The organism is Myceligenerans crystallogenes (genome assembly GCF_039529775.1).
GTDB lineage: Bacteria > Actinomycetota > Actinomycetes > Actinomycetales > Cellulomonadaceae > Myceligenerans > Myceligenerans crystallogenes.
This window is the reverse complement of sequence record NZ_BAAANL010000005.1, coordinates 390036-409679: the sequence shown is the minus strand read 5'-3', so window position 1 is coordinate 409679 and position 19644 is coordinate 390036. Positions and strand designations below refer to the sequence as shown.

21 protein-coding genes are annotated in these 19644 nt (G+C 73.7%); 14 read left to right on the top strand and 7 right to left on the bottom strand.

All coding sequences use genetic code 11. From position 1 onward, the window contains the following. Complete coding sequence (locus tag ABD208_RS14325; protein ID WP_344104029.1) at nucleotides 1-789, bottom strand: FHA domain-containing protein; 789 nt, start codon at nucleotides 787-789, stop codon at nucleotides 1-3. Between the two features lie 209 nt (nucleotides 790-998). Between ABD208_RS14325 and ABD208_RS14320 the strand changes: the two genes are divergently transcribed. The 4 genes from ABD208_RS14320 to ABD208_RS14305 all read left to right on the top strand — a co-directional run bounded on the left by ABD208_RS14320 (nucleotide 999) and on the right by ABD208_RS14305 (nucleotide 4859). Continuing rightward, complete coding sequence (locus ABD208_RS14320; protein WP_344104027.1) at nucleotides 999-2174, top strand: PQQ-dependent sugar dehydrogenase; 1176 nt, start codon at nucleotides 999-1001, stop codon at nucleotides 2172-2174. A gap of 56 nt (nucleotides 2175-2230) precedes the next feature. Further along, complete coding sequence (modA, locus tag ABD208_RS14315) at nucleotides 2231-2983, top strand: molybdate ABC transporter substrate-binding protein (protein WP_344104025.1); 753 nt, start codon at nucleotides 2231-2233, stop codon at nucleotides 2981-2983. Beyond that, complete coding sequence (locus ABD208_RS14310; RefSeq protein WP_344104023.1) at nucleotides 2980-3819, top strand: ABC transporter permease; 840 nt, start codon at nucleotides 2980-2982, stop codon at nucleotides 3817-3819. Before modA ends, ABD208_RS14310 begins: the two co-directional genes overlap by 4 nt. Nucleotides 3820-3914: 95 nt before the next feature. After that, nucleotides 3915-4859 carry an ABC transporter ATP-binding protein gene (locus ABD208_RS14305; RefSeq protein ID WP_344104021.1) on the top strand — a complete coding sequence of 315 codons (945 nt, stop codon included), beginning with the start codon at nucleotides 3915-3917 and terminating at the stop codon, nucleotides 4857-4859. Here the strand turns inward: ABD208_RS14305 and ABD208_RS14300 are convergent. Beyond that, nucleotides 4846-5754, bottom strand: coding sequence for a phosphatase PAP2 family protein (locus ABD208_RS14300; RefSeq protein WP_344104019.1), 909 nt, complete (start codon nucleotides 5752-5754; stop codon nucleotides 4846-4848). The two genes, ABD208_RS14305 and ABD208_RS14300, sit on opposite strands and share 14 nt — an antisense overlap. Before the next feature lie 176 nt (nucleotides 5755-5930). On the opposite strand from ABD208_RS14300, the gene ABD208_RS14295 reads away from it, so the two are divergent. From ABD208_RS14295 to pntB, 5 genes are all read left to right on the top strand, one after another. Beyond that, a complete protein-coding gene (locus tag ABD208_RS14295) occupies nucleotides 5931-6458 on the top strand; it encodes a cytidine/deoxycytidylate deaminase family protein (protein ID WP_344104017.1) in 528 nt (175 codons plus the stop codon). 66 nt (nucleotides 6459-6524) lie between these two features. Beyond that, entirely contained in the window at nucleotides 6525-7247 is a 723-nt protein-coding gene (locus tag ABD208_RS14290) for a phosphatase PAP2 family protein (protein WP_344104014.1), read from the top strand. 177 nt (nucleotides 7248-7424) lie between these two features. Next, nucleotides 7425-8765, top strand: a complete 1341-nt coding sequence (locus ABD208_RS14285; protein WP_344104012.1) for a cytochrome P450 — start codon at nucleotides 7425-7427, stop codon at nucleotides 8763-8765. Nucleotides 8766-8771: 6 nt separating this feature from the next. Next, nucleotides 8772-10427 (top strand): Re/Si-specific NAD(P)(+) transhydrogenase subunit alpha, encoded by a 1656-nt coding sequence (locus ABD208_RS14280; protein ID WP_344104010.1) that lies wholly within the window; start codon nucleotides 8772-8774, stop codon nucleotides 10425-10427. After that, nucleotides 10424-11866, top strand: a complete 1443-nt coding sequence (pntB, locus tag ABD208_RS14275) for a Re/Si-specific NAD(P)(+) transhydrogenase subunit beta (protein ID WP_344104008.1) — start codon at nucleotides 10424-10426, stop codon at nucleotides 11864-11866. Before ABD208_RS14280 ends, pntB begins: the two co-directional genes overlap by 4 nt. Before the next feature lie 201 nt (nucleotides 11867-12067). Here the strand turns inward: pntB and ABD208_RS14270 are convergent, their stop codons facing one another. Continuing rightward, on the bottom strand, nucleotides 12068-13207 hold the full coding sequence (locus tag ABD208_RS14270; RefSeq protein ID WP_344104006.1) for an EamA family transporter: 1140 nt from the start codon (nucleotides 13205-13207) through the stop codon (nucleotides 12068-12070). 39 nt (nucleotides 13208-13246) lie between these two features. Between ABD208_RS14270 and ABD208_RS14265 the strand changes: the two genes are divergently transcribed. From ABD208_RS14265 to ABD208_RS14255, 3 genes are all read left to right on the top strand, one after another. Further along, a complete protein-coding gene (locus ABD208_RS14265; RefSeq protein ID WP_344104003.1) occupies nucleotides 13247-13783 on the top strand; it encodes a CGNR zinc finger domain-containing protein in 537 nt (178 codons plus the stop codon). A 114-nt stretch (nucleotides 13784-13897) separates the two neighbouring features. After that, nucleotides 13898-15394, top strand: coding sequence for a malate dehydrogenase (quinone) (mqo, locus tag ABD208_RS14260; RefSeq protein WP_344104001.1), 1497 nt, complete (start codon nucleotides 13898-13900; stop codon nucleotides 15392-15394). Between the two features lie 98 nt (nucleotides 15395-15492). Next, nucleotides 15493-16374: a CHAD domain-containing protein gene (locus tag ABD208_RS14255; protein WP_344103998.1), complete on the top strand. Its 882-nt coding sequence runs from the start codon at nucleotides 15493-15495 to the stop codon at nucleotides 16372-16374. A gap of 45 nt (nucleotides 16375-16419) precedes the next feature. On the opposite strand, the gene ABD208_RS14250 is transcribed toward ABD208_RS14255, so the two are convergent. Together ABD208_RS14250 and ABD208_RS14245 are read right to left on the bottom strand one after the other, a co-directional pair. Then, entirely contained in the window at nucleotides 16420-17085 is a 666-nt protein-coding gene (locus tag ABD208_RS14250) for a pyridoxine/pyridoxamine 5'-phosphate oxidase (protein ID WP_344103996.1), read from the bottom strand. Between the two features lie 44 nt (nucleotides 17086-17129). Then, nucleotides 17130-17348 (bottom strand): SCO4848 family membrane protein, encoded by a 219-nt coding sequence (locus ABD208_RS14245; protein ID WP_344103993.1) that lies wholly within the window; start codon nucleotides 17346-17348, stop codon nucleotides 17130-17132. 143 nt (nucleotides 17349-17491) lie between these two features. Here ABD208_RS14245 and ABD208_RS14240 point away from each other — a divergent pair, with 143 nt between their 5' ends. Next, entirely contained in the window at nucleotides 17492-18001 is a 510-nt protein-coding gene (locus ABD208_RS14240; RefSeq protein WP_344103991.1) for an SRPBCC family protein, read from the top strand. A gap of 105 nt (nucleotides 18002-18106) precedes the next feature. On the opposite strand, the gene ABD208_RS14235 is transcribed toward ABD208_RS14240, so the two are convergent. Together ABD208_RS14235 and ABD208_RS14230 are read right to left on the bottom strand one after the other, a co-directional pair. Continuing rightward, the gene (locus ABD208_RS14235) at nucleotides 18107-18535 is read right to left on the bottom strand and encodes a VOC family protein (protein ID WP_344103989.1); all 429 of its coding nucleotides are present in this window, start codon (nucleotides 18533-18535) and stop codon (nucleotides 18107-18109) included. Between the two features lie 142 nt (nucleotides 18536-18677). Next, nucleotides 18678-19199, bottom strand: coding sequence for a GNAT family N-acetyltransferase (locus tag ABD208_RS14230; RefSeq protein WP_344103986.1), 522 nt, complete (start codon nucleotides 19197-19199; stop codon nucleotides 18678-18680). 47 nt (nucleotides 19200-19246) lie between these two features. Between ABD208_RS14230 and ABD208_RS14225 the strand changes: the two genes are divergently transcribed. Next, the gene (locus ABD208_RS14225) at nucleotides 19247-19639 is read left to right on the top strand and encodes a VOC family protein (RefSeq protein WP_344103984.1); all 393 of its coding nucleotides are present in this window, start codon (nucleotides 19247-19249) and stop codon (nucleotides 19637-19639) included. The last annotated feature ends 5 nt before the right edge of the window (nucleotides 19640-19644 follow it).

Genomic DNA, 19644 nt, shown 5'->3' with positions numbered 1-19644 from the left:
TCAGTCCAGCAGCTCCAGGTCCGGCGGGACGATCGAGCGGGACGCCATCAGTTCCACGATGAGGTTGTGCTTGAGGCGGTTGCCCACCGGCTGGCCCACCTCCTGGGCCAGCAGACCCTTGACGCCGGCCTTCGCGAGGCGCTCACGGACACCGTCGACGACGCGGCCCACCTTCGACCTGTTCCAGTTGCCCGCCGGGTCCACCTCGGCCAGCAGCGTGGCCACGGCGTCGCGGGCCCACGGCTCGGGGTGCTCCTCGTGCAGCAGGTACGGCTGGGCCGTCGCGACCAGCGCGAGCCGTTCGACCGGGTGGAGCGGCCAGCTGTGTCCCTCGAACGTGGGATCGCCGTAGACCGGCCGCGGGCCCTGTCCGGTCCCGTCGGTCACGAAGATCTCCACGAGGTACGTGCAGCGCGGGGCGGTGCGGATGAACACGGGGGTGTAGCCCGGCTGCAGCGGGTACGGCTCGCTCTCCGTGAACAGCTGCGTGGTCCCGGGCAGCTGCAGGTTGCGCCGGCCGTTGTTGCGGAGCCACCAGTGGCCGCTGTCGTACCGCAGGATCCCGTGCGTGCGGCTGACGTTGCGGTCGTCGCCGCCGACGAGCACCCCCACCTTCGGCTTCTCCCTGCCGAAGGTCAGCTCGGCGCCGGGCCGCGGGCGCTGCCGGACGCCGCCCGCGAACGACTTCACGTAGAGGGTCCCGGCGATCCTGTCGGGCACGCCGTGGGCGAGGCTGCCCAGGTCGCCGGGCAGTGTCTCGAGGCCGTCGGTGCGGGACTCGCTGGTCATGGTCGTCCTCCTTGGTTTCCTGGCCGGAAGCCTGGCACCACGTTCCCGGGACCCCTCCCGGGGCGCTCCGGGTGTCGTGAACGATTCACATCCTTCCCCTACCAGGTGAAGATCTGATTTCATCCCTGGATCCGGGCCTTCCCCGTTCGCGGGGGACGGGGTTGGTCCGGGCCCGGTGAACCGTCAGACTCAGGGACATGAGGAGACCGATGAGCGCACTCGCGATGACCTGGGCCGTCTGCATGGCTGTCGTGGGGTGCGCGGCCCCGGGCCCGGCCGCGGATCCCGCGGGGCCCGACGGCGGCGCGCCGTCGTCCGCCGTGCCCGGGTCGGGCGCGTCGGGATCGGGTTCCGGCGCGGAGGCGTCGTCGGGCACCGGGACGTCGTCGGGCACCGGGACGACGGCGGAGCCGGGCGCCGTCGAACCCGACGGCGAGCCGGAGGCGGTCACGACCGGGCTGGACGCGCCGTGGTCGTTCACCTTCCTCGGCGAGACCGCGCTGATCAGCCTGCGGGACAGCGGCGAGGTGCTCGAGCTGCTCGGCGACGGCGGCACGCGGTTCGTGGGGACGGTCGAGGGCGTCGCCCCGGGCGGCGAGGGCGGGCTGCTCGGGATCACCGTGGCCGACGACGGCGCCCTGTACGCCTACTCGACCACCGCGCAGGACAACCGGATCCAGCGGATCGAGCTGACGGGCGAACCCGGCTCGCTCGGGCTGGGCGCCGCCGAGACGATCCTCGACGGGATCCCGCGCGCGTCGTTCCACGACGGCGGGCGGATCGCGTTCGGGCCGGACGGGATGCTGTACGCGACGACGGGCGACGCCGGGAACGCGGCGGCCGCCCAGGACCTGGGGAGCCTGTCGGGCAAGATCCTGCGGATGACGCCCGACGGCGGCGTCCCCGGCGACAACCCGTTCGAGGGCTCGCTCGTCTGGAGCTACGGCCACCGCAACGTGCAGGGCCTCGACTGGGCCGCCGACGGCACGCTGTTCGCGAGCGAGTTCGGCGAGAACACCTGGGACGAGCTGAACGTCATCGAGCCGGGCGGCAACTACGGCTGGCCGGAGGTCGAGGGGATCGGGGGCGGCGGCGAGTACACCGACCCGGTGCAGCAGTGGGCGACCTCCGAGGCGAGCCCGAGCGGCCTGGGGATCGCGGGCGACACGATCTTCGTCGCGAACCTGCGCGGCTCGGTGCTGCGCGCAATCCCGGTCGCGAACCCGGACCGGTCCACGGAGTACTACGCGGGCGAGTACGGCCGCCTGCGCGACGTCGCCCTCGCCCCGGACGGCAGCCTCTGGTTCCTCACCAACAACACCGACGGCCGCGGCACCCCGGGCCCGGACGACGACCAGCTCCTCACGGTCCGCCTCACCGGGTGACCCGGCGCCGCGGGCGCCACCCCGCGGTGCGCAGGTCGCGGTTTATCGTGGGGCCCATGGCCAGGAGGACATGCGGGCGGTGGGTCGGTGCGGTGGTCGTCGCGGGCGTGCTCGCCGGCTGCACGAGCGGGGCGAGCGGGGACGAGCGGTCGCTGCAGGTGCTCGCCGCGGCCTCGCTCACGGAGGTGTTCACGGACCTGGGGGAGGAGTTCGAGGCGGCGCACGACGGCGTCGACGTCGAGTTCTCGTTCGGGTCCAGCACGGACCTGGCCGAACAGGCCGCCGACGGCGCCCCCGGCGACGTCCTCGCGACCGCGGACGAGGCCGCGATGACCGTCGCCGCCGACGCGGGCGCCGCCGTCGGCCCCGCGATCTTCGCGACGAACACCCTCGTCATCGCGACGGCGCCGGGCAACCCGGCCGGTATCGAGTCCCTCGCCGACCTGGCGGGCACCACCTGGGTCCGCTGCGCCGACGAGGTGCCCTGCGGCCGCGCCGCCGTCGCCCTCCTCGAGGACGCCGGGGTGCCGGCCGAACCCGCCAGCCTGGAGGAGGACGTCCGCGCCACCCTCGACAAGGTCACATCCGGCGAGGCCGACGCGGCGCTGGTCTACGCCACCGACGCCGTGTCCGCGGGCGGCTCCGTGGACGCGATCGAGATCGAGGGCGCCGACGCCGCCCGGAACGCCTACGCCGTCGCCCCCCTGGCCCAGGCCGCCGACGCGGACCTCGCCCGGGCCTGGATCGACCTCGTCACCGGCCCCGAGGGCCGGGCGGCCCTGGCCGGAGCGGGTTTCGGGCAGCCGTGACCGATCCGACGCCGGACACGCCTGCCGCGCCCGGGCCGCGCCGGCGCCGCGACCCGCTCGGCCGGGCGCCGCTGCTGCTGACGGTCCCCGCGGCGCTCGGGCTGCTGATCCTGGTGGTCCCGCTGGTCACGATGGTCGCCGCGACCGATCCGGCGAGCCTCGTCGCGGCGCTCGGGCGGGACGTCGTCCGCGAGGCGCTGTGGCTGTCGATCCTCACGTCGACCGCGGCCATGGTGATCTGCCTGGTCGTCGGCCTACCGCTCGCCTGGGTCCTGGCCCGGGTCGGTTTCCCGGGCCGCCGGCTCGTCCGCTCGCTCGTCATCGTCCCGATGGTGCTGCCGCCCGTCGTCGCGGGCGTCGCGCTGCGGACGGCCTTCGGCCGGTCCGGCCTGCTCGGGGAGCCGCTGCTCGGCCTCACCGGTTTCGCCTTCCCGTACACGACGTGGGGCGTCGTGCTCGCGCACGTCTTCGTCGCGCTGCCGTTCGTCGTCATCAGCACGGAGGGCGCCCTGCGGGCCGCCGGTCCCGGGTACGACGACGCCGCCGCGACCCTCGGCGCCTCGCGCTGGCTCACGTTCCGGCGGGTCACCGTGCCGCTGGCGCTGCCCGGCATCGCCGCCGCCCTGGTCCTGGGCTGGGCGCGCTCGCTCGGCGAGTTCGGCGCGACCATCACCTTCAACGGCAACTACCCGGGCCTCACCCAGACCATGCCGACGCTGATCTACGTCGAGCGGCAGTCCGACGCCGACGCCGTCCTCGCCCTGAGCCTCGTGATGCTGCTGGTCTCCGTCGGGGTCCTGCTCGCCCTCCGGGACCGCTGGCTGGTGACGGCGTGAGCGCCGGCGGCGAGGTTCGCGGCCTGCCGGACGGGCGGCGTGGTGGCCTGTCCGCCAGTTCGCCCGGGGGCGCGCGAGACGCTCCGGTCGCAGGATTGTCGGCGCGCCTTGCGGTACCCGGCCGCCTGGACGTCGAGCTGTCCGCCGCGCCCGGCGACGTCGTCGCCGTCGTCGGGCCCAACGGGGCGGGCAAGACCACGCTCGTGCAGGCGCTCGCCGGGCTCGTGCCCGCCGGGGGCGAGGTACGGCTCGGCGGTGCCGACCTGGGCAGCCTGCCGCCGCAGCACCGGCGAGCCGGCGTCGTCTTCCAGGACCAGCGGCTCTTCCCGCACCTCAGCGCCCTGGAGAACGTGGCGTTCGGGCCGCGCTCGCGCGGGGTGCCCGCCGCGCGGGCGCGGGACACCGCGCGGGACTGGCTGGACCGGCTGCACGTGGGGGAGCTCGCCGCGCGGCGCCCGGGCCGGCTCTCCGGCGGGCAGGCGCAGCGCGTCGCGATCGCGCGGGCGCTCGCCGCCGAGCCAGCGCTGCTGCTCCTGGACGAGCCGTTCGCGGGGCTCGACGTCGGCGTCGCGGCGGCGCTGCGGATCGAGCTGTCGCGGCACCTCGCCGCCTACGACGGCGTCGCCGTGCTCGTCACCCACGACGCGCTCGACGCGCTCACCCTCGCGACGCGGGTCGCGGTGCTGGACCGCGGGCGGCTCGCCCAGACCGGCACCCCGCAGGAGGTCGCCGCGCGCCCGCGCACGGAGCACGTCGCGCGGCTGGTGGGCCTCAACGTGATCCGCGAGGGGACCACGTTCCGCGCGTTCCCGCCGTCGTCGGTCACGGTGTCGCTGCACGAGCCCGACGACTCGGCCCGCAACCACTGGCGCGGCACCATCCGCGGCGCGTCGCCGCACGGCGACCAGATCCGCCTCCAGCTCCACGGCGACCACGACCTCATCGCCGACGTCACCCCGGCGGCCACCCGCGACCTGGGCCTCACCCCGGGCCGCGAGGTCTGGCTCTCGGTCAAGGAGACCGCGATCACCACCTACTGACCCGCGAGGCGGCCGCCTCACGGTCGACCTCCCGGGCCTCGTCGCCGGCCCGCCGCGGCCAGTGCAGCACCGTGAGCGACACGCACACCGCGATGAAGCCCATCAGCCAGCCGCCCGGGATGTCGCTGAGCCAGTGGTAGCCCATCAGCAGCACCAGCACGCCCGTCACGCCGAGCAGCCCGCCCACGTACAGCACGCCCCGGCGGAACTTCTCCCGGTCCGGGCGCAGCCCCGCCGAGCCGTACAGGAGGAACACGACGACCGTCGCGGTGAACGCGGTGTTGGCCGCGTGCCCGCTCGGGAACGCCTGGCCGCCGGCGTGCAGCACGTCCAGCCCCGTGACCGGGCTGGACCTGCCCAGCCCGAACTTCACCGGGTAGCCGATCGCCGCGATCGTGGCCAGTCCCGCCGTCACCGCGTACAGGGGCCGCAGCCAGTGCTGCCGGTACGCCACGAGGGCCGCGACGCCCATGGCGACGGGCACGGTGACCCAGCGCTCGCCCGTGACGAACGCCTGGAACTCGAGCAACGCCTCGGCAAAGCCCGTGGCCCGGTGCGCGTAGACCCACTCCCGTGAGATCTGGTCCCAGGCGACGAACGGGCCGGCCGCGGCCACCTGGAACACCGCCCACGCGAACGCCAGTACGAGCAGGACGCCGGTGGCCGCCGGGGCGACCCACGACTCGGCGAGCGTCCCGTGCCGCACCGTGCGCAGATCGGCCCGGACGTGGTCGGCGACGGCCGACACCGCGGCCCGCGTGGCGCCCGGTTCGGTGACGGACGTGGCCGTGAGGGTGCGGTCGATCACGACGAACCGGCCGCCGGACAGGTCGTCCTCGCCCGGCCCGGCCGGATACGACGCCCCCTGGAATTGTGCCCCCTGAAATCGCAACATCGTGCGCGATCCTACGAGCGAATTCACCCACCTGCCCGGCCGGGTGCCCGGGTCGCACGAGGCCTTCACACCGCTCGTCGAATGGTTATGGCGCCGTGATCTGCGGGCCTCGGCCGACCGTCCGTGCAGGTCACGAAACCGCAACGGGATGCTGGGTTGCCGGTAACCGTGCGGCCATGTTCCACCTGACAGACTGGGTGCATGCATGCGAGCGGCCTGGGACGATGACGGGTGCGATGACCGGCCCCGCGGCGGCGACGCGCGCCGACCGCGAGTTCCTCGCCGAGGCGATCGCCCTCGCCCACCGCTGCCCGCCGTCGCGCACCGCGTTCAGCGTCGGCGCGCTCATCGTGGCCGACGACGGCGTCGTGCTGGGCCGCGGCTGGTCGCGCCGCCACGACCTGACCGAGCACGCGGAGGAGGCGGCGCTGGCCGACGTCGCCGCCGCCGACCGCCGGCGCCTGCGCGCGGCCACCATCTACTCGTCGCTGGAGCCGTGCGGCCGCCGGCTCTCGCGCGAGGTGACCTGCACCGAGCACATCCTGGCCGTGGGCATCCCGCGGGTCGTGTTCGCCTGGTCGGAACCCTCCCTGTTCGTGGAGGCCCAGGGGGCGGACCTGCTGCGGCGGGCGGGCCGGGAGGTCATCCAGGTCGCCGAGCTCGCGGACGCCGCCCACGAGCCGAACCTGCACCTCCTGCGCTGAGGCCGCCTCGCGCCGGGGCCGCGCCGGGGCCGTGCTCTTCACGCGCGGCCCCGTAGGATCGCCACCGTGAAGCTCGTCCCCTCAGGTCAGGTCGCCCCCTGGGTGTGGTGGCTCGGGGGAGTGTCCGCGCTGCTGCTCGTGGCGGGGGCGTGGCAGGTCGCCGTGAGCGGCCCGTTCGTCGCCGCCGACTGGCGCTTCCACCTCTGGGCCGAGGCCGGCATGCCCACCGGGATCGGCAAGTGGCTGCTCGACGAGTTCGCCAGCGTCACCGGCGAGCGCCTGTTCACCCTCCCCGTGCTCGGGATCCTCGCGGCCTGGCTCACGCTCCGCGACCGGGACTGGCGGCCGCTGGTCGTGGTCCTCGCGGGGCTGGCGACCATCGCCGTGATCGGCTACGGGATCAAGTTCGGGCTGGGCCGCACGATGCCCTGGACCGGCGTCGACGTGCTGCACGGCGGCGGGCGGGCCTGGCCGTCCGGGCACGCGGCGAACGCCGCCTACACCTGGGCGATGGCGGGCATCCTGCTGATCGGCGAGGGCGGGCTGCGGCCGCGGCCGCGGCTGATGGCGCCCTGGATGATCGTGTCCGGGCTGGTGGCCCTGGCCTCCGGCTGGATCATGGCCCTGGTGGACTACCACTGGCTCAGCGACATCCCCGGCGGCTGGGTGCTGGGGCTGCTGGCGCTCGCCGTGTCGTGCGGGCTGCTGCAGGCGGCCCGGCCGATGCCGGTGCACGCGGCGTGGGTGCTGCGCCTGCGGGAGCGCGTCCTGGCCCGGCGCCGCCGCTGAGCTCGCCCGGCTCCCGCGAACACGGAGGCGCGCCGGCCGGGTTTCGCCCCGCCGAAATTCACCGCCACCCATCGGCCGCGGTGAGCAATTCGTGACCGGAACGCGCGTCTTCGTCGGCTAGCATCCCTGAGACTCCATTGACCAGTCGCAGACCTGGACGTGGACCGAGGGGACAGCATGACCGAACAGCAGGAGCGTGCCGTGAGGCCCGATCAGCAGGAGAGCCGCCCGTCGTTGCCCAGGCTCGGTAGCCCGGGACCCTGGCCCGGCCCGTACGACCACGTGGTGCGCCTGCGCGAGGTGCGCGACCGCCTGCTGCTGTCCGAGACCACGTCCGGGGCCGACCCGACCGCCGTCTACGCGCGCCTGCGGGAACGCTGGGGCGGGGTGGCGCCGGTCGACCTGGAGCCCGGCGTCCCCGCGTGGCTGGTGCTGGGACACTCCGAGGTGGTCGCCGTCATGCGCGACGACCGCGGCTTCACGAAGGACCCGTCGATCTGGCGCGGCCACGCCGACGATCTGCTCGGCCCGCAGTCCGGCCTGCACCTGCTCATCTCCCGCGTTGCGCAGCCCACCGCGATCAACACCGACGGCGCGGAGCACGCGCGCCTGCGGGCCCCGATCGACGACGCGCTGGAGGAGGTCGACGAGATCCGCACGGCGGTCGTGACGCGCCGGCTGTGCTCCATGCTCATCGACCGGTTCGAGCAGCGCGGCAGCGCGGACCTGGTGGCGGAGTACGCGGCCGCGGTGCCGTTCCTCGTGCTGTCCGAGCTGGCCGGGTACGACCCGGAGGACGCCCAGCGCCTGCAGGAGATCACCCGGGCGATCTTCGAGACCGGGCCGGACGCCCGCGGCCTGACGAAGGAGCTGCAGGAGATCGTGCGCGGCCACCTCGAGCGCAGCCGCGACCGCAGGTCCCGCGACATCGCCGGCTCGCTGGCCCGCCACCCGGCATTCAACGACGACCGGGAACGCGCCCAGACCCTGATCGCCCTCACCTCCACGGCCAGCACCACGATCCTGCCGTGGGTGGCGCAGACCCTCGCCCTGATCCTCACCGACGAGCGGTTCTCGGCCCGCCTCAGCGGCGGCCGCGCCGACATCGACGACATCCTCGACAGCGTCCTGTGGCGCTCGACGCCCAACCCGAACCTGACGCCCCGCTACGCGACCCGTGAGGTCATCCTGGGCGACAAGCTCATCGAGCAGGGCGAGGCCGTGGTGATGTCGGTGCACGCCGCGCACCACGATCCCGCGGTCATGGCCGACGACTCCTGGGACCTCATCGGCAACCGCGCCCACCTGTCGTTCGGCGCCGGGCCGCATGCCTGCCCCGCGCCGCGCCTGGCGCGTGCGATCGCCCGCATCACCGTCGAGACGCTGGTGCGGCGCCTGCACCTGACGTTCGACGGCGACCCGGGCGACCTGAGCTGGGCGCCGACGCCGTTCCTGCGGCAGCCGGTCCGGCTGCCCGTCACGTTCCCGGTGCCGCGCCGGATCACCACCGAAGGGTAGGCAGAGATGCAGATAGGGATCCCCGACGACGCGGGTCCGCTGGTCGCCACGACGCCGTCGACGGTCTCCCGGCTGACCGCGCTCGGGTACGACGTCGTCGTGACCGCCGGGGCGGGCGACGCCGCCGGTCTGCGCGACGACGCCTACCGGGAGGCCGGCGCACTGGTCACCTCGGACCCGGACGTGGCCTGGGAGTCGGACGTGGTGGTCTGCACGGCCGTGCCCGACGACGTCGCCGAGCGGCTGCGCCCCGGCGCCACGCTGATCGCCCAGCTCGCCCCCGCCGCGCGCCCGGAGCGCACGGCGGCGCTGGCCGGGCGGGGCGTCACGGCGCTCGCGCTCGACGCCGTCCCCCGCATCTCCCGGGCGCAGTCGCTCGACGTGCTGTCCGCGCTCTCCAACGTCGCCGGCTACCGCGCCGTGGTCGAGGCCGCGGCCGAGTACTCCGGGATGTTCGGCGGCCAGGTCACCGCAGCGGGCTCCACCCGGCCCGCCACGGTCTTCGTGATCGGTGCGGGCGTGGCGGGGCTCGCCGCGCTCGGCGCCGCGACCTCGCTCGGCGCGCGCGTGCGGGCGTTCGACGTGCGGCCCGAGGTCGCCGAGCAGATCGAGTCCATGGGCGCCGAGTTCGTCTCCGAACCCGCCGCGCAGCAGCAGGTCAGCGCGGACGGCTACGCCGCCCCGCTCACCGAGGAGCAGCTCGCCGCCGCGCTGGCCCTGTACACGCGCGAGGCCGCCGCGGCCGACGTCGTCATCACCACCGCCCTCGTGCGCGGCACCGCGCCCACGACCCTCACGGCCGAGGCGGTCGCCGCGATGCGCCCCGGTTCCGTCATCGTGGACCTCGCCGCACCCGGCGGCGGCAACTGCGAGCTGACCGTGCCGGGCGAGCGGGTCGTGACCCCGAACGGCGTCGTCGTGCTCGGGTACACCGACCTGCCCGCGCGCATGCCGCGGCACACCTCCGAGCTCTACGGCACGGCCGTCGCCAACCTGCTCACCCTGCTGACACCCGGCAAGGACGGCGAGCTGACGCTCGACCTCGACGACATCGTCCAGCGCGGCATGACCGTCGCCCGCGACGGCGACGTCCTGTGGCCGCCGCCTCCGGTGCAGGTGAGCGCGGCGCCGTCGGCCGCGCCGGCGTCGTCGGGCACGGACGGGACCGATGCGGCCGCGGCCGCCGTCGTCGCCCAGGAGGAGGGCCGACGACGGCCCGCGTGGCTCGGCAAGGCGCTCGCCGTGGCGGGCGCCGTGCTGGCGGGGCTGGCCGTGGCCGCGTCGCCCGCGGACACCGCGGGGCACTTCGTCGTGCTGGCGCTCGCCGTCGTGGTCGGGTTCTACGTGATCTCCAACGTCACGCACGCCCTGCACACGCCGCTCATGAGCCAGACCAACGCCGTGTCCGGGATCATCCTGGTCGGAGCGCTGCTGCAGATCGGGTCGTCGTCGCTGCTGGTGACGGTGCTCGCGACGATCGCCGCGACCGTGGCGAGCATCAACATCTTCGGCGGGTTCCTGGTGACGCGGCGGATGCTGCGGATGTTCCGCCGTGCGGACGAGGACGACGACGGCGGGGGCCGCCGCGCGGGTGCGCGTGGCGCGGGTGGCGGCGCGGGTGCCGCGGCCTCTGGAACGGCCGCCGGAGGGGGCGCGCGATGACGATCCACGGACTGGCTCAGGGCGCCTCCGTCGTGGCGGCGGTGCTGTTCATCCTGTCGCTCGCGGGGTTGTCGAGGCAGGAGACCGCCCGGCGCGGCGTCAACCTCGGCATGATCGGCATGGTCCTGGCGCTGGGCGCGACGATCGCGCTCGCGCTGGTGAGCTCGCAGCGCCCGTGGGGCGTGACCGCGGCGCTGATCCTGCTCGTGCTGGTGATCGGCGCGGCGGTGGGGACCTGGCGGGCGCGCAGCGTCGAGATGACGCAGATGCCCGAGCTCATCGCGCTGCTGCACTCGTTCGTGGGGGCGGCGGCGGTGCTGGTGGGGTTCGGGTCGTTCCTGACGTCGTACCCGGCGGGTGCTGACTGGCGGACCGAGGACGTGGGCGGGCACGCGAGCGCGGCGCACGCGACCGAGATCTACCTCGGCGTGCTCATCGGGGCGGTGACGCTGACCGGGTCCCTCGTGGCGTTCGGGAAGCTGTCCGGGCGGGTCAAGTCGGCGCCCGTCATGCTGCCCGCGCGGAACTGGCTGAACCTCGCCGTCGTGATCGCCTGCGCCGGGCTGCTGGCGTGGTACCTGGTCGCGGCGCAGCCCGGAGGCTTCCTGCCGGTGGTGCCGCTGCTGGTCATGACCGTGCTGGCGCTCGCGCTCGGCTGGCACCTGGTCGCGGCGATCGGCGGCGGCGACATGCCCGTCGTCGTCTCGATGCTGAACTCGTACTCCGGGTGGGCGGCGGCCGCGGCCGGGTTCATGCTCGGCAACGACCTGCTGATCATCACCGGGGCGCTGGTGGGGTCCTCGGGTGCGATCCTCAGCTACCTGATGTGCAAGGCGATGAACCGGTCGTTCGTGTCGGTGATCCTGGGCGGGTTCGGGCAGGGGACCGGGGCGGCGTCGTCGGACGGGCCGGCGGGCGAGCACCGCGAGACGACGGCGGTCGCGGTCGCGGAACAGCTGGTGGGCGCGAGATCGGTGATCATCGCGCCGGGGTACGGCATGGCCGTGGCCAAGGCGCAGTACCCGGTGGCGGACCTCGCGGCCAAGCTGACCGAGCGCGGCGTGCGCGTGCGGTTCGCGATCCATCCGGTGGCCGGGCGCCTGCCCGGGCACATGAACGTGCTGCTCGCCGAGGCGCGCGTGCCCTACGACATCGTCGAGGGCATGGACGAGATCAACGGGGACTTCGCGGACACCGACGTCGTCCTCGTGATCGGCGCCAACGACACCGTGAACCCGGCCGCCCAGGAGGACCCGGGCTCGCCGATCGCGGGGATGCCGGTGCTGGAGGTGTGGCACGCGCGCGACGTCGTCGTCTTCAAGCGGTCGATGGCCACGGGTTACGCGGGCGTGCAGAACCCGCTGTTCTTCCGGGAGAACACGCAGATGCTCTTCGGCGACGCGAAGGACCGCGTGGAGGACATCGTCAAGGCGCTGTAGCCGGGATCGGCAGGCCGCCCTGAGCTCCGGGGCGGCCTCCGTACGTCTGGGCGGCGGATGGGTGGCCGGCGGATGCGGTCGGCTCGATGTCGCAAAATCGGCTCCCCGGGCGGCCGACTGCACGACTTTGGGCCGACCGAGCGACGTCGGGCCGACTGGACAATGCGGCGGCGGCGCCGGGTTCGGGGGCGCGTTGCGCGGTCAGGCGGTCTCGCCGGCGCGGACCATGACGACGCCCGCCAGGATCAGCGCGCCGCCCAGGAGCTGGATCGCGCCGAGGGACTGGCCCAGCAGCAGCCAGGCGAAGATCACGGCCAGGACCGCCTCGCTCAGCCCCGCGAACGAGGCGAGCCGGGCGCCGAGGCGGCGGCTCGCCGCGATCCCCGCGACGTAGGCGACCGCGGCCGTCACGAGGCCGAGCCCGAGAACCGGCACCCACCAGTCCACCGTGAGGTCCCGGAACCGGACGGGCACCAGGGCGACGTCGAACGGGACGACGCCGACGAGGCCCGCGACCAGCAGGACCGCGCCGCCCACCAGGAGACCGCCCGCCGCGAGGGTGACCGGCGGCAGCGGCGTCGGGCGCGCGGACATCACGAAGTACACGGCGCACCCCGCCATCGCGCCCAGCGCCCACAGGACGCCGCGGGCGCTGATGCCGCCACCGGCGGCGAGGTCCAGCACGAGCGCCAGGCCGGTCAGCGCGACCGCGCCGCCCGCCACGACCCAGGGCCCCGGCCTGCGGCCGTGGCGCGCCCACATCCAGCCGACGACGACGATCGGCGCCAGGAACTCGATGAGCAGCGCGACCGCCACGTCCATGTAGGACACGGCGTAGAAGTAGGTGAGCTGCGTGCCCGCGACGGCGACGAGGCCGTAGACGGCGAACACCCACGCGTTCTCCCGCAGCAGGGACCAGCGGCCGCGCAGGGCGAGCAGCGCGGGGACGGCGAGCACGGCCGCGCCGATCAGGACGCGGAGGGTGACCGCGGCGCCGGCCGACCACCCGGCGTCGAGCAGGCCCTTGGCGAAGGAGCCGGACAGGCCGAACGCCATGGCCGAGACCAGGGCGAAGAGGTAACCGACGGTCAGGCGCCCGGGGCGACGTCGCGGCCGGACGACCGCCGGGCGCACGCCGGTAGCGGGTGCGACCTCAGGGGGCGTGCTATCGACGGGCGCGACCGCAGGCGGCGTGCTTCCGGTGGGCGCGACCGCGGCCGGTGCGCTTCCGGTGGGTGCGACCGCGGCCGGTGCGCCTCCGGAGGGCGCGGCCGGCGAGGTGCTTCCGGAAGGCGTGCCCGCCGCCGGTACCGCCGTGATGTCATGCGTCAAGTCCGCCATGGCTCATGACGGTACGGAGCGAGGAGGTAATATGTCAACATGCTTTTCGAGCATGACACCGAGGAGGCGCTGCGGGCCGCGGTCGCGCTCGTCAACTCCGCCGAACCGCCGCTGACCCTGGAGACCGTCGCCGAGCTCGACGCGTTCTACGTGGCGAACCTCTACACCGGCCGCCACGACGGCGACACCGCCGAACTCGCCGAGGTCCAGGCCGTCCGGCCGCGCCTGCGGGAACTCCTCACGGCCGAACCCGCGGCAGCGGCGGCCCTCGTGAACGAGCTCCTGGCGGAGCTCGGCGCCGTCCCGCGCGTCGTCCGGCACGGCGACACGGGCTGGCACTTCCACGCCGTCGACGACGACGCCCCCTTCGCGCGGCGCATCCTGGCCGAGACGGCCCTGGCCATGGCCGATCTGCTCCGCGCGGACGAGGTCTCGCGCCTGTCGATCTGCGCGGACCCCACCTGCCGCGGCGTCGTGCTGGACCTGTCCCGCAACCGGTCCCGCCGGTTCTGCAGCGACCGGTGCAGCAACCGCGCCGCCGTGGCGGCGTACCGCGCGCGCCGCCGGGAGGGTTGAACACCATCGCTGACCTGCGATATCACGGTCTCGTGAGGGACGTCACTGCCGATTCCTTGTGACCTCCGCCACGAACTTTGTTCCAGCTTTCACAAGCGCCGTAGTGTGAAGAGCGTGAACTTCCCGCGCACCACTGCGAAGCCTCTTGCGACCGACGTCGACGTCGCGCTGATCGGCGGCGGCATCATGAGTGCCACGCTCGGCGCGATGCTCTCCGTGCTGGAGCCGACCTGGCGGATCGCGATCTACGAGCGGCTGGACGACATCGCCCAGGAGTCCTCGAACCCCTGGAACAACGCCGGAACCGGGCACGCCGCGCTCTGCGAGCTGAACTACACGCCGGAGCGCAAGGACGGCTCGATCGACATCACCAAGGCCGTCGCGATCAACGAGCAGTTCCAGACCTCGCGCGAGTTCTGGAACCACCTGCTCACCGCGGGCCTCATGGAAGGCACCGACTTCATCAACGTCACCCCGCACATGACGTTCGTGCGCGGCGAGAAGAACGTGGACTACCTGCGCCGCCGGTGGGAGACCCTGCGCGAGCACGAGCTGTTCAGCGACCTGGAGTTCACCCAGGACCGCGAGGTCATCTCGCGGTGGGCGCCGCTGCTGACCGAGGCCCGCGACGAGTCCGAGCCCATCGCCGCGACGCGCGCCCCCGCCGGGACCGACGTCGACTTCGGCAAGCTCACCCGCCAGCTCGTCGCGCTGGCGACGTCGCGGGGCGCCGGCCTGCACGTCAACCACGAGGTCCGCGGGCTGAAGAAGACGAAGCAGGGCTGGCGCCTCTCGCTGCACGACCGTTCCTGGAACGCCGGCGTCCGCAACCGGACCGTGAACGCGAGGTTCGTCTTCGTCGGCGCGGGCGGTGGCGCGCTGCCGCTGCTGCAGGCGTCGGGGATCAAGGAGGCCAAGGGCTACGGCGGCTTCCCGATCAGCGGCGAGTTCCTGCGCACGGACAACCCCGACGTCGTCGCCGAGCACCAGGCGAAGGTGTACGGCAAGGCGGAGGTCGGCGCCCCGCCGATGTCCGTGCCGCACCTGGACACGCGCGTCGTGGACGGCAAGAGCTACCTGATGTTCGGCCCGTACGCCGGCTTCAGCCCCAAGTACCTCAAGCGCGGCAAGTACCTGGGCCTCGTCACGAGCCTGCGCCTGCACAACCTGCCCTCGATGGTTCAGGCCGGCCTGAGGAACCTCGACCTGACGAAGTACCTCGTCGAGCAGGTCGTGCTGCCGAGCGAGGACAAGTTCCACGAGCTGCAGAAGTTCATGCCCACGGCCCGCCCGGTCGACTGGGAGAAGATCACGGCCGGCCAGCGCGTGCAGGTCATCAAGTGGGTCAAGGGCAAGGGCGGCGTGCTGGAGTTCGGCACGGAGGTCATCGCCGCCAAGGACGGCTCGATCGCCGGCCTGCTCGGCGCCTCGCCGGGCGCGTCGACGGCCGTCTCCGCGATGCTGGGCGTCCTGGAGCGCTGCTTCGCCGACCGCTACGACACCTGGAAGCCCCAGCTCGCCTCGATGATGCCGAGCCTCGCCGGCCCCGGCACGTCCGCCGTCGCCGACGACGCCGCGTCCCTCACCACGGACACCGTCCCGGCCCGCTGATCCGCGACACCGCGGCCCGCCGTTCCCCTTGCCGGGCGGCGGGCCGCGGTGCGTCGCGCCGGCGCCCGGCGTCGCGCGGGCGGGTGTAGAACGGACTGATGGATCCCGTCGTCGCCGAGTACCTCCGCGACAAGGCCGACGCCTTGCGCCGGCACGAGGACGCCGCGCGTGACGACGTACCCGACAGCATCCACCGGGCCCGCGTCACGGTCCGCAAGATCCGCAGCGCCCTGCGGATCTTCGCTGAGGACTCACCCGAGATGCGGTCCGTGCAGCAGCGCCTCCGGGCCTGGGGCCGCACGCTCGGCGCGGCCCGCGACGCCGAGGTCATGCGCGAGCTCCTCCGCGAGCGCGTCGCGCGGGTCGCGGACGACGCCGCCGGGCGGAACGAGGCCGGGGACGGGGCCGCCGTCGTCGATCTGGCCGCCCTGCTCGACGAGCAGCTGGCCGAGCTCTACGAGCGCGCCCGCCTCACCGTCGTCGGGCATCTTGACTCGCCCGAGCATGCCGCCCTCCGGGCGGATCTCGACCGCCTGACCGGGGATGCCGCGCCTCGGGCGGGCGCCGCGCACGGGGAGGGCGATGCGGTGCCGCTGCCGACCTCCGGTGACTCGCGCGCGAAGGCGCTCGTCGCGGCCGCGAAGGCGGCGCGCCAGAAGTACCGGAAGCGCGCGCACGACGCGGAGAAACGCTCCGGGACGGACGCCGACGCCGCCTGGCACCGCGCCCGCCGCGCCGCCAAGCGGGCCCGCTACGCCGCCGAGCTGGTCGCCGACGCCGTTCCCGGCAAGCCCGGCCGCAAGGCCGCCAAGCAGGCCAAACGTCTGAAGGAGGCGCAGTCCCGCCTCGGCGAGCACCAGGACGAGGTCACCCTCCGCACCTGGCTGGACGAGCACCGCGCCCGGGCCGCGGCCCACGGTGACGACACGACGCCCTACGACGTCCTGACCGGAGAAACCTCCGGCGAGCCGGACTCATGAGAGCACTTCATGCCGTGACCTGAGGCGATCGTGGCCGCTTGGGTCCTACGGCCAGAGGAGGGTTGTCGTCCAGGCCGTACCGGCGTGCGTGTAGAGCAGACGGGTGTGCGGGCCGTCGTCCGTGGCCTGCCAGAACTCCACCGCGGTGGGGGTGAGGACGTAGGCCGTCCAGTCCGGGGCGGTGAGGGTGGGGTCGGCGGTGACGGCGTCCAGGGCCTCGGAGTACGCCGCCTCGTATTCCGCGATCGAGCCGAGGGGTTCGCTCTGGTTGTCGACCAGGCCCGCTGCTCGGGAGCGGGCCGGGCGGGCGAGGAAGTCCGCGCGGCTCTGCTCCGGAGTCGCTGCCGCGACCGTTCCCGTGAGCTTGATCTGGCGGCCGAGGCCGGGCCAGAAGAACGTTCCCGCGGCGTGCGGGTTGGACCCGAGGTCCTTGGCCTTCGGGCCGGACGACCGGGAGGCGAACCACCAGCCTTCCGGCGTGACGTCCTTGAGGATGAGCGCGCGGGCGTGCACCTCGCCGTCGGCGCCCGTCGTGGAGAGGATCAGGACGTGCGGTGCGAGGAGTTCCGCGTCGATCGCCTCGTCCATCCAGGTCAGGAACAGCTCGTGCGGGGTGGCCGGCGCGGCGGCGGGTTCGAGGTCCGGGAGGCCGGAGCGCGGGAACGTTGCCAGGGCGCGCAGGCGCTCGCGGAGCGGGACCGGATTCGTCATACCGGCGATTCTCCCGCGCGACGGCGCCGACAGCAGGCTCGGGCCTACAGCAGGCTCAGGACCCCGAGGACACCGACGGCGAGCCCGAGGGCCAGCGAGACGGAGATCAGCACGGCGTGGACCGTGAGGAACGCCGTGGGCTTGCCGGCGTCGTCGCGGGACCGCGGGTCGGCGGTGATGCGCTGCCAGAACCGCGGCCAGATGACCAGGTTCCACAGCCCGGCGAAGAGGAGCACGACCGACCACCCGACGGGAAGATTCACGCGCCCAGTATCCCCTCTGCCACCTCTCAAACCCCAGCTGGGGAGGAGTCAGTAGCACATCACATCCATTCGAGGCGGCGATTTCGGGGTCCGAGGTGCTACTGACCCTCCATTGGTACGAGGTGGGCGGGAACATGGGGGGTATGAGCGGGCTCTTGGTGCGTGTGATGGATCGGTGGCGGCTGCCTGTGGCGCCGGAGCGGGTGTGGGCGGTGCTCGCCGATCCGGGGGTCACCTGGCCGGACTGGTGGCCGGGGATGTCCGAGGAGGCCGCGGGCGTCGTCAGCGGCCCGGACGGCCTGGGCGCACCCGGCTCCTGGGTGCGCCTGCGCTTGCGCAGCCCGATCGGCGGAGGGGTGCGGATCCGGCTTTACCTGACCGGGTCACGCCCGCCCACGCCGGAGCGTGGCGGCCGTGCCCGGCTGCAGGTCTCCGGCGATCTCCGCGGGATCGCGACGGTCCACGTCTCGAGGCCCGACGACGACGCCGAGCCGGGCTGCGAGGTCCGGCTCATCTGGATCGTCACCGCCCGCAGGGGACCGGCGCTCCTCGCCACGCGGATCAGCCGGCGCCTGGCCGCCTGGGCGCACGCCCGGGTCATGTCCGCGGGCGAACGAGGCCTCCGCAACCACCTGACCACGCCCGCGAGGTAGCGCCCCTGGCCGCGAGGCGGCGTCCGCGCAGGCTCTGCCGCAAGCCTGCGGGCACTGCCACCTCGGCGGGGCACCACATCGCCGCCGAGGTGGTGGTCGCCCGGGTCAGACCTCCGGGGTGCCCTCGGCGAAGGCCTCCGCCATGGCGGCCTCGTCCATGTAGGCGACCTCCCAGTGGTGGCCGTCCAGGTCGGTGAAGGCGCGGTTGTACATCCAGCCGTAGTCCTGGACGTCGTTCGGCTCGGTGCCGCCGCCGGCCAGGGCGGCGCCGGCGATGCGGTCGACCTCCTCGCGGGACTCCGCGCCGAGCGCGTTGATCACGCGGACGCCCTCGTCGGCGAGGGGGTTCCTGGAGAAGCCCTGGAGCTTCTCCTTGGTGGCGATCATGGCGAAGATGCTGTCGCTGATGACCATGCACGAGGTCGTCTCGTCGCTGAACTGCGGGTTCTTCGTGAAGCCGAGCGACTCGTAGAAGGCGGTGCTCGCGGCGACGTCGGCGACGGGCAGGTTGACGAAGATCTGGGTGATGGCCATTGCTCTGCTCCTGGAATCTGGTGCGTTGTGGGTCGTGCGTTGTCGTGTACACCCCTACCGACGACGGCCGCCGGCAGGACTCATCGCTCCGCGCGGAAATTCTTGCGTGGAATGTCGCATGCCGGATCCGGTGGCGTGCCGGTCAGCCCGGCGCCCCGCCGTCGTCGTCCATCAGAACATCGCGCTGGAGCCGCCGCACGTCCCACCACCGGCCGTGCTTCCAGCCGACACGGCGGAACGTGCCGACCTCCTCGAAGCCGAGCGCGCGGTGCAGCCCGAGGCTGGCGTCGTTCGGCAGGGAGATACCGGCCTGGAGGCGCCGGATGCCCCGGGCGCGGAGCCTGTCGAACAACTCCTCGTAGAGGGCGCGCCCCAGCCCGCGGCCGGCGGCGTCGGGCGCGAGGTAGACGCTCACCTCCGCCGTCCACGCGTACGCCTCGCGCGGCGAGAACGGCGAGCCGTAGGCGTATCCGCGCACGTCGTCGTCGTCCACGGCGACGAGCCACGCGTGGCTCGACCCGTACGCGGCGATGCGCCGCGCCATCTCGTCGTCCGACGGCGGTTCCGACTCGAAGCTGAGAGCCGTGGTGCGGACGTAGTGCGCGTAGATCGCGGCGCAGGCGGGCGCGTCGTGCGACGTCGCGTCGCGAATCCTGAGAGCCATGGGCGTCATTCTCGCGCCACCGGGCCCGGAGATGGGAGAGTCAGCGCATGGTCGCCTTCATCTCGCACGTCACCATCGACTGCCGTGAGCCGTACACCCTCTCGGAATGGTGGAAGGACGTGCTCGGCTACGTCGAGGACCCGGACGACCCGAACGACCCCGAGCACGAGGAGTGCTACCTGAAGGACCCCAGGGGCAAGGGCGTTCCGGTGCTGTTCATCAAGGTCCCCGAGGAGAAGTCCGTCAAGAACCGGCTCCACTTCGACCTGCGCCCGCGTACCGGCGAGCGCAACGCCGAGTACCAGCGGCTGCTGCGGCACGGCGCGACGAAGGTCGCCGACCACCGCGGCATCGACGGGCCGGGCACGGGCTGGGTGGTCATGGCCGATCCCGAGGGCAACGAGTTCTGCGTTCTGCGCGGGGAGAGCGAGCTGGGCTGAGGCCC

Bases quoted from the DNA above. Each gene is read 5' to 3' on its own strand.
- ABD208_RS14280 (WP_344104010.1), top strand. From the start codon at position 8,772: ATGCAGATAGGGATCCCCGACGACGCGGGTCCGCTGGTCGCCACGACG.
- ABD208_RS14300 (WP_344104019.1), bottom strand. From the start codon at position 5,754: ATGTTGCGATTTCAGGGGGCACAATTCCAGGGGGCGTCGTATCCGGCC.
- ABD208_RS14270 (WP_344104006.1), bottom strand. From the start codon at position 13,207: ATGGCGGACTTGACGCATGACATCACGGCGGTACCGGCGGCGGGCACG.
- ABD208_RS14240 (WP_344103991.1), top strand. From the start codon at position 17,492: ATGAGCGGGCTCTTGGTGCGTGTGATGGATCGGTGGCGGCTGCCTGTG.
- ABD208_RS14255 (WP_344103998.1), top strand. From the start codon at position 15,493: ATGGATCCCGTCGTCGCCGAGTACCTCCGCGACAAGGCCGACGCCTTG.
- ABD208_RS14235 (WP_344103989.1), bottom strand. From the start codon at position 18,535: ATGGCCATCACCCAGATCTTCGTCAACCTGCCCGTCGCCGACGTCGCC.
- ABD208_RS14285 (WP_344104012.1), top strand. From the start codon at position 7,425: ATGACCGAACAGCAGGAGCGTGCCGTGAGGCCCGATCAGCAGGAGAGC.
- ABD208_RS14295 (WP_344104017.1), top strand. From the start codon at position 5,931: ATGTTCCACCTGACAGACTGGGTGCATGCATGCGAGCGGCCTGGGACG.
- ABD208_RS14225 (WP_344103984.1), top strand. From the start codon at position 19,247: ATGGTCGCCTTCATCTCGCACGTCACCATCGACTGCCGTGAGCCGTAC.
- ABD208_RS14320 (WP_344104027.1), top strand. From the start codon at position 999: ATGAGCGCACTCGCGATGACCTGGGCCGTCTGCATGGCTGTCGTGGGG.
- ABD208_RS14250 (WP_344103996.1), bottom strand. From the start codon at position 17,085: ATGACGAATCCGGTCCCGCTCCGCGAGCGCCTGCGCGCCCTGGCAACG.
- modA (WP_344104025.1), top strand. From the start codon at position 2,231: ATGGCCAGGAGGACATGCGGGCGGTGGGTCGGTGCGGTGGTCGTCGCG.
- ABD208_RS14265 (WP_344104003.1), top strand. From the start codon at position 13,247: ATGCTTTTCGAGCATGACACCGAGGAGGCGCTGCGGGCCGCGGTCGCG.
- pntB (WP_344104008.1), top strand. From the start codon at position 10,424: ATGACGATCCACGGACTGGCTCAGGGCGCCTCCGTCGTGGCGGCGGTG.
- ABD208_RS14230 (WP_344103986.1), bottom strand. From the start codon at position 19,199: ATGGCTCTCAGGATTCGCGACGCGACGTCGCACGACGCGCCCGCCTGC.
- ABD208_RS14325 (WP_344104029.1), bottom strand. From the start codon at position 789: ATGACCAGCGAGTCCCGCACCGACGGCCTCGAGACACTGCCCGGCGAC.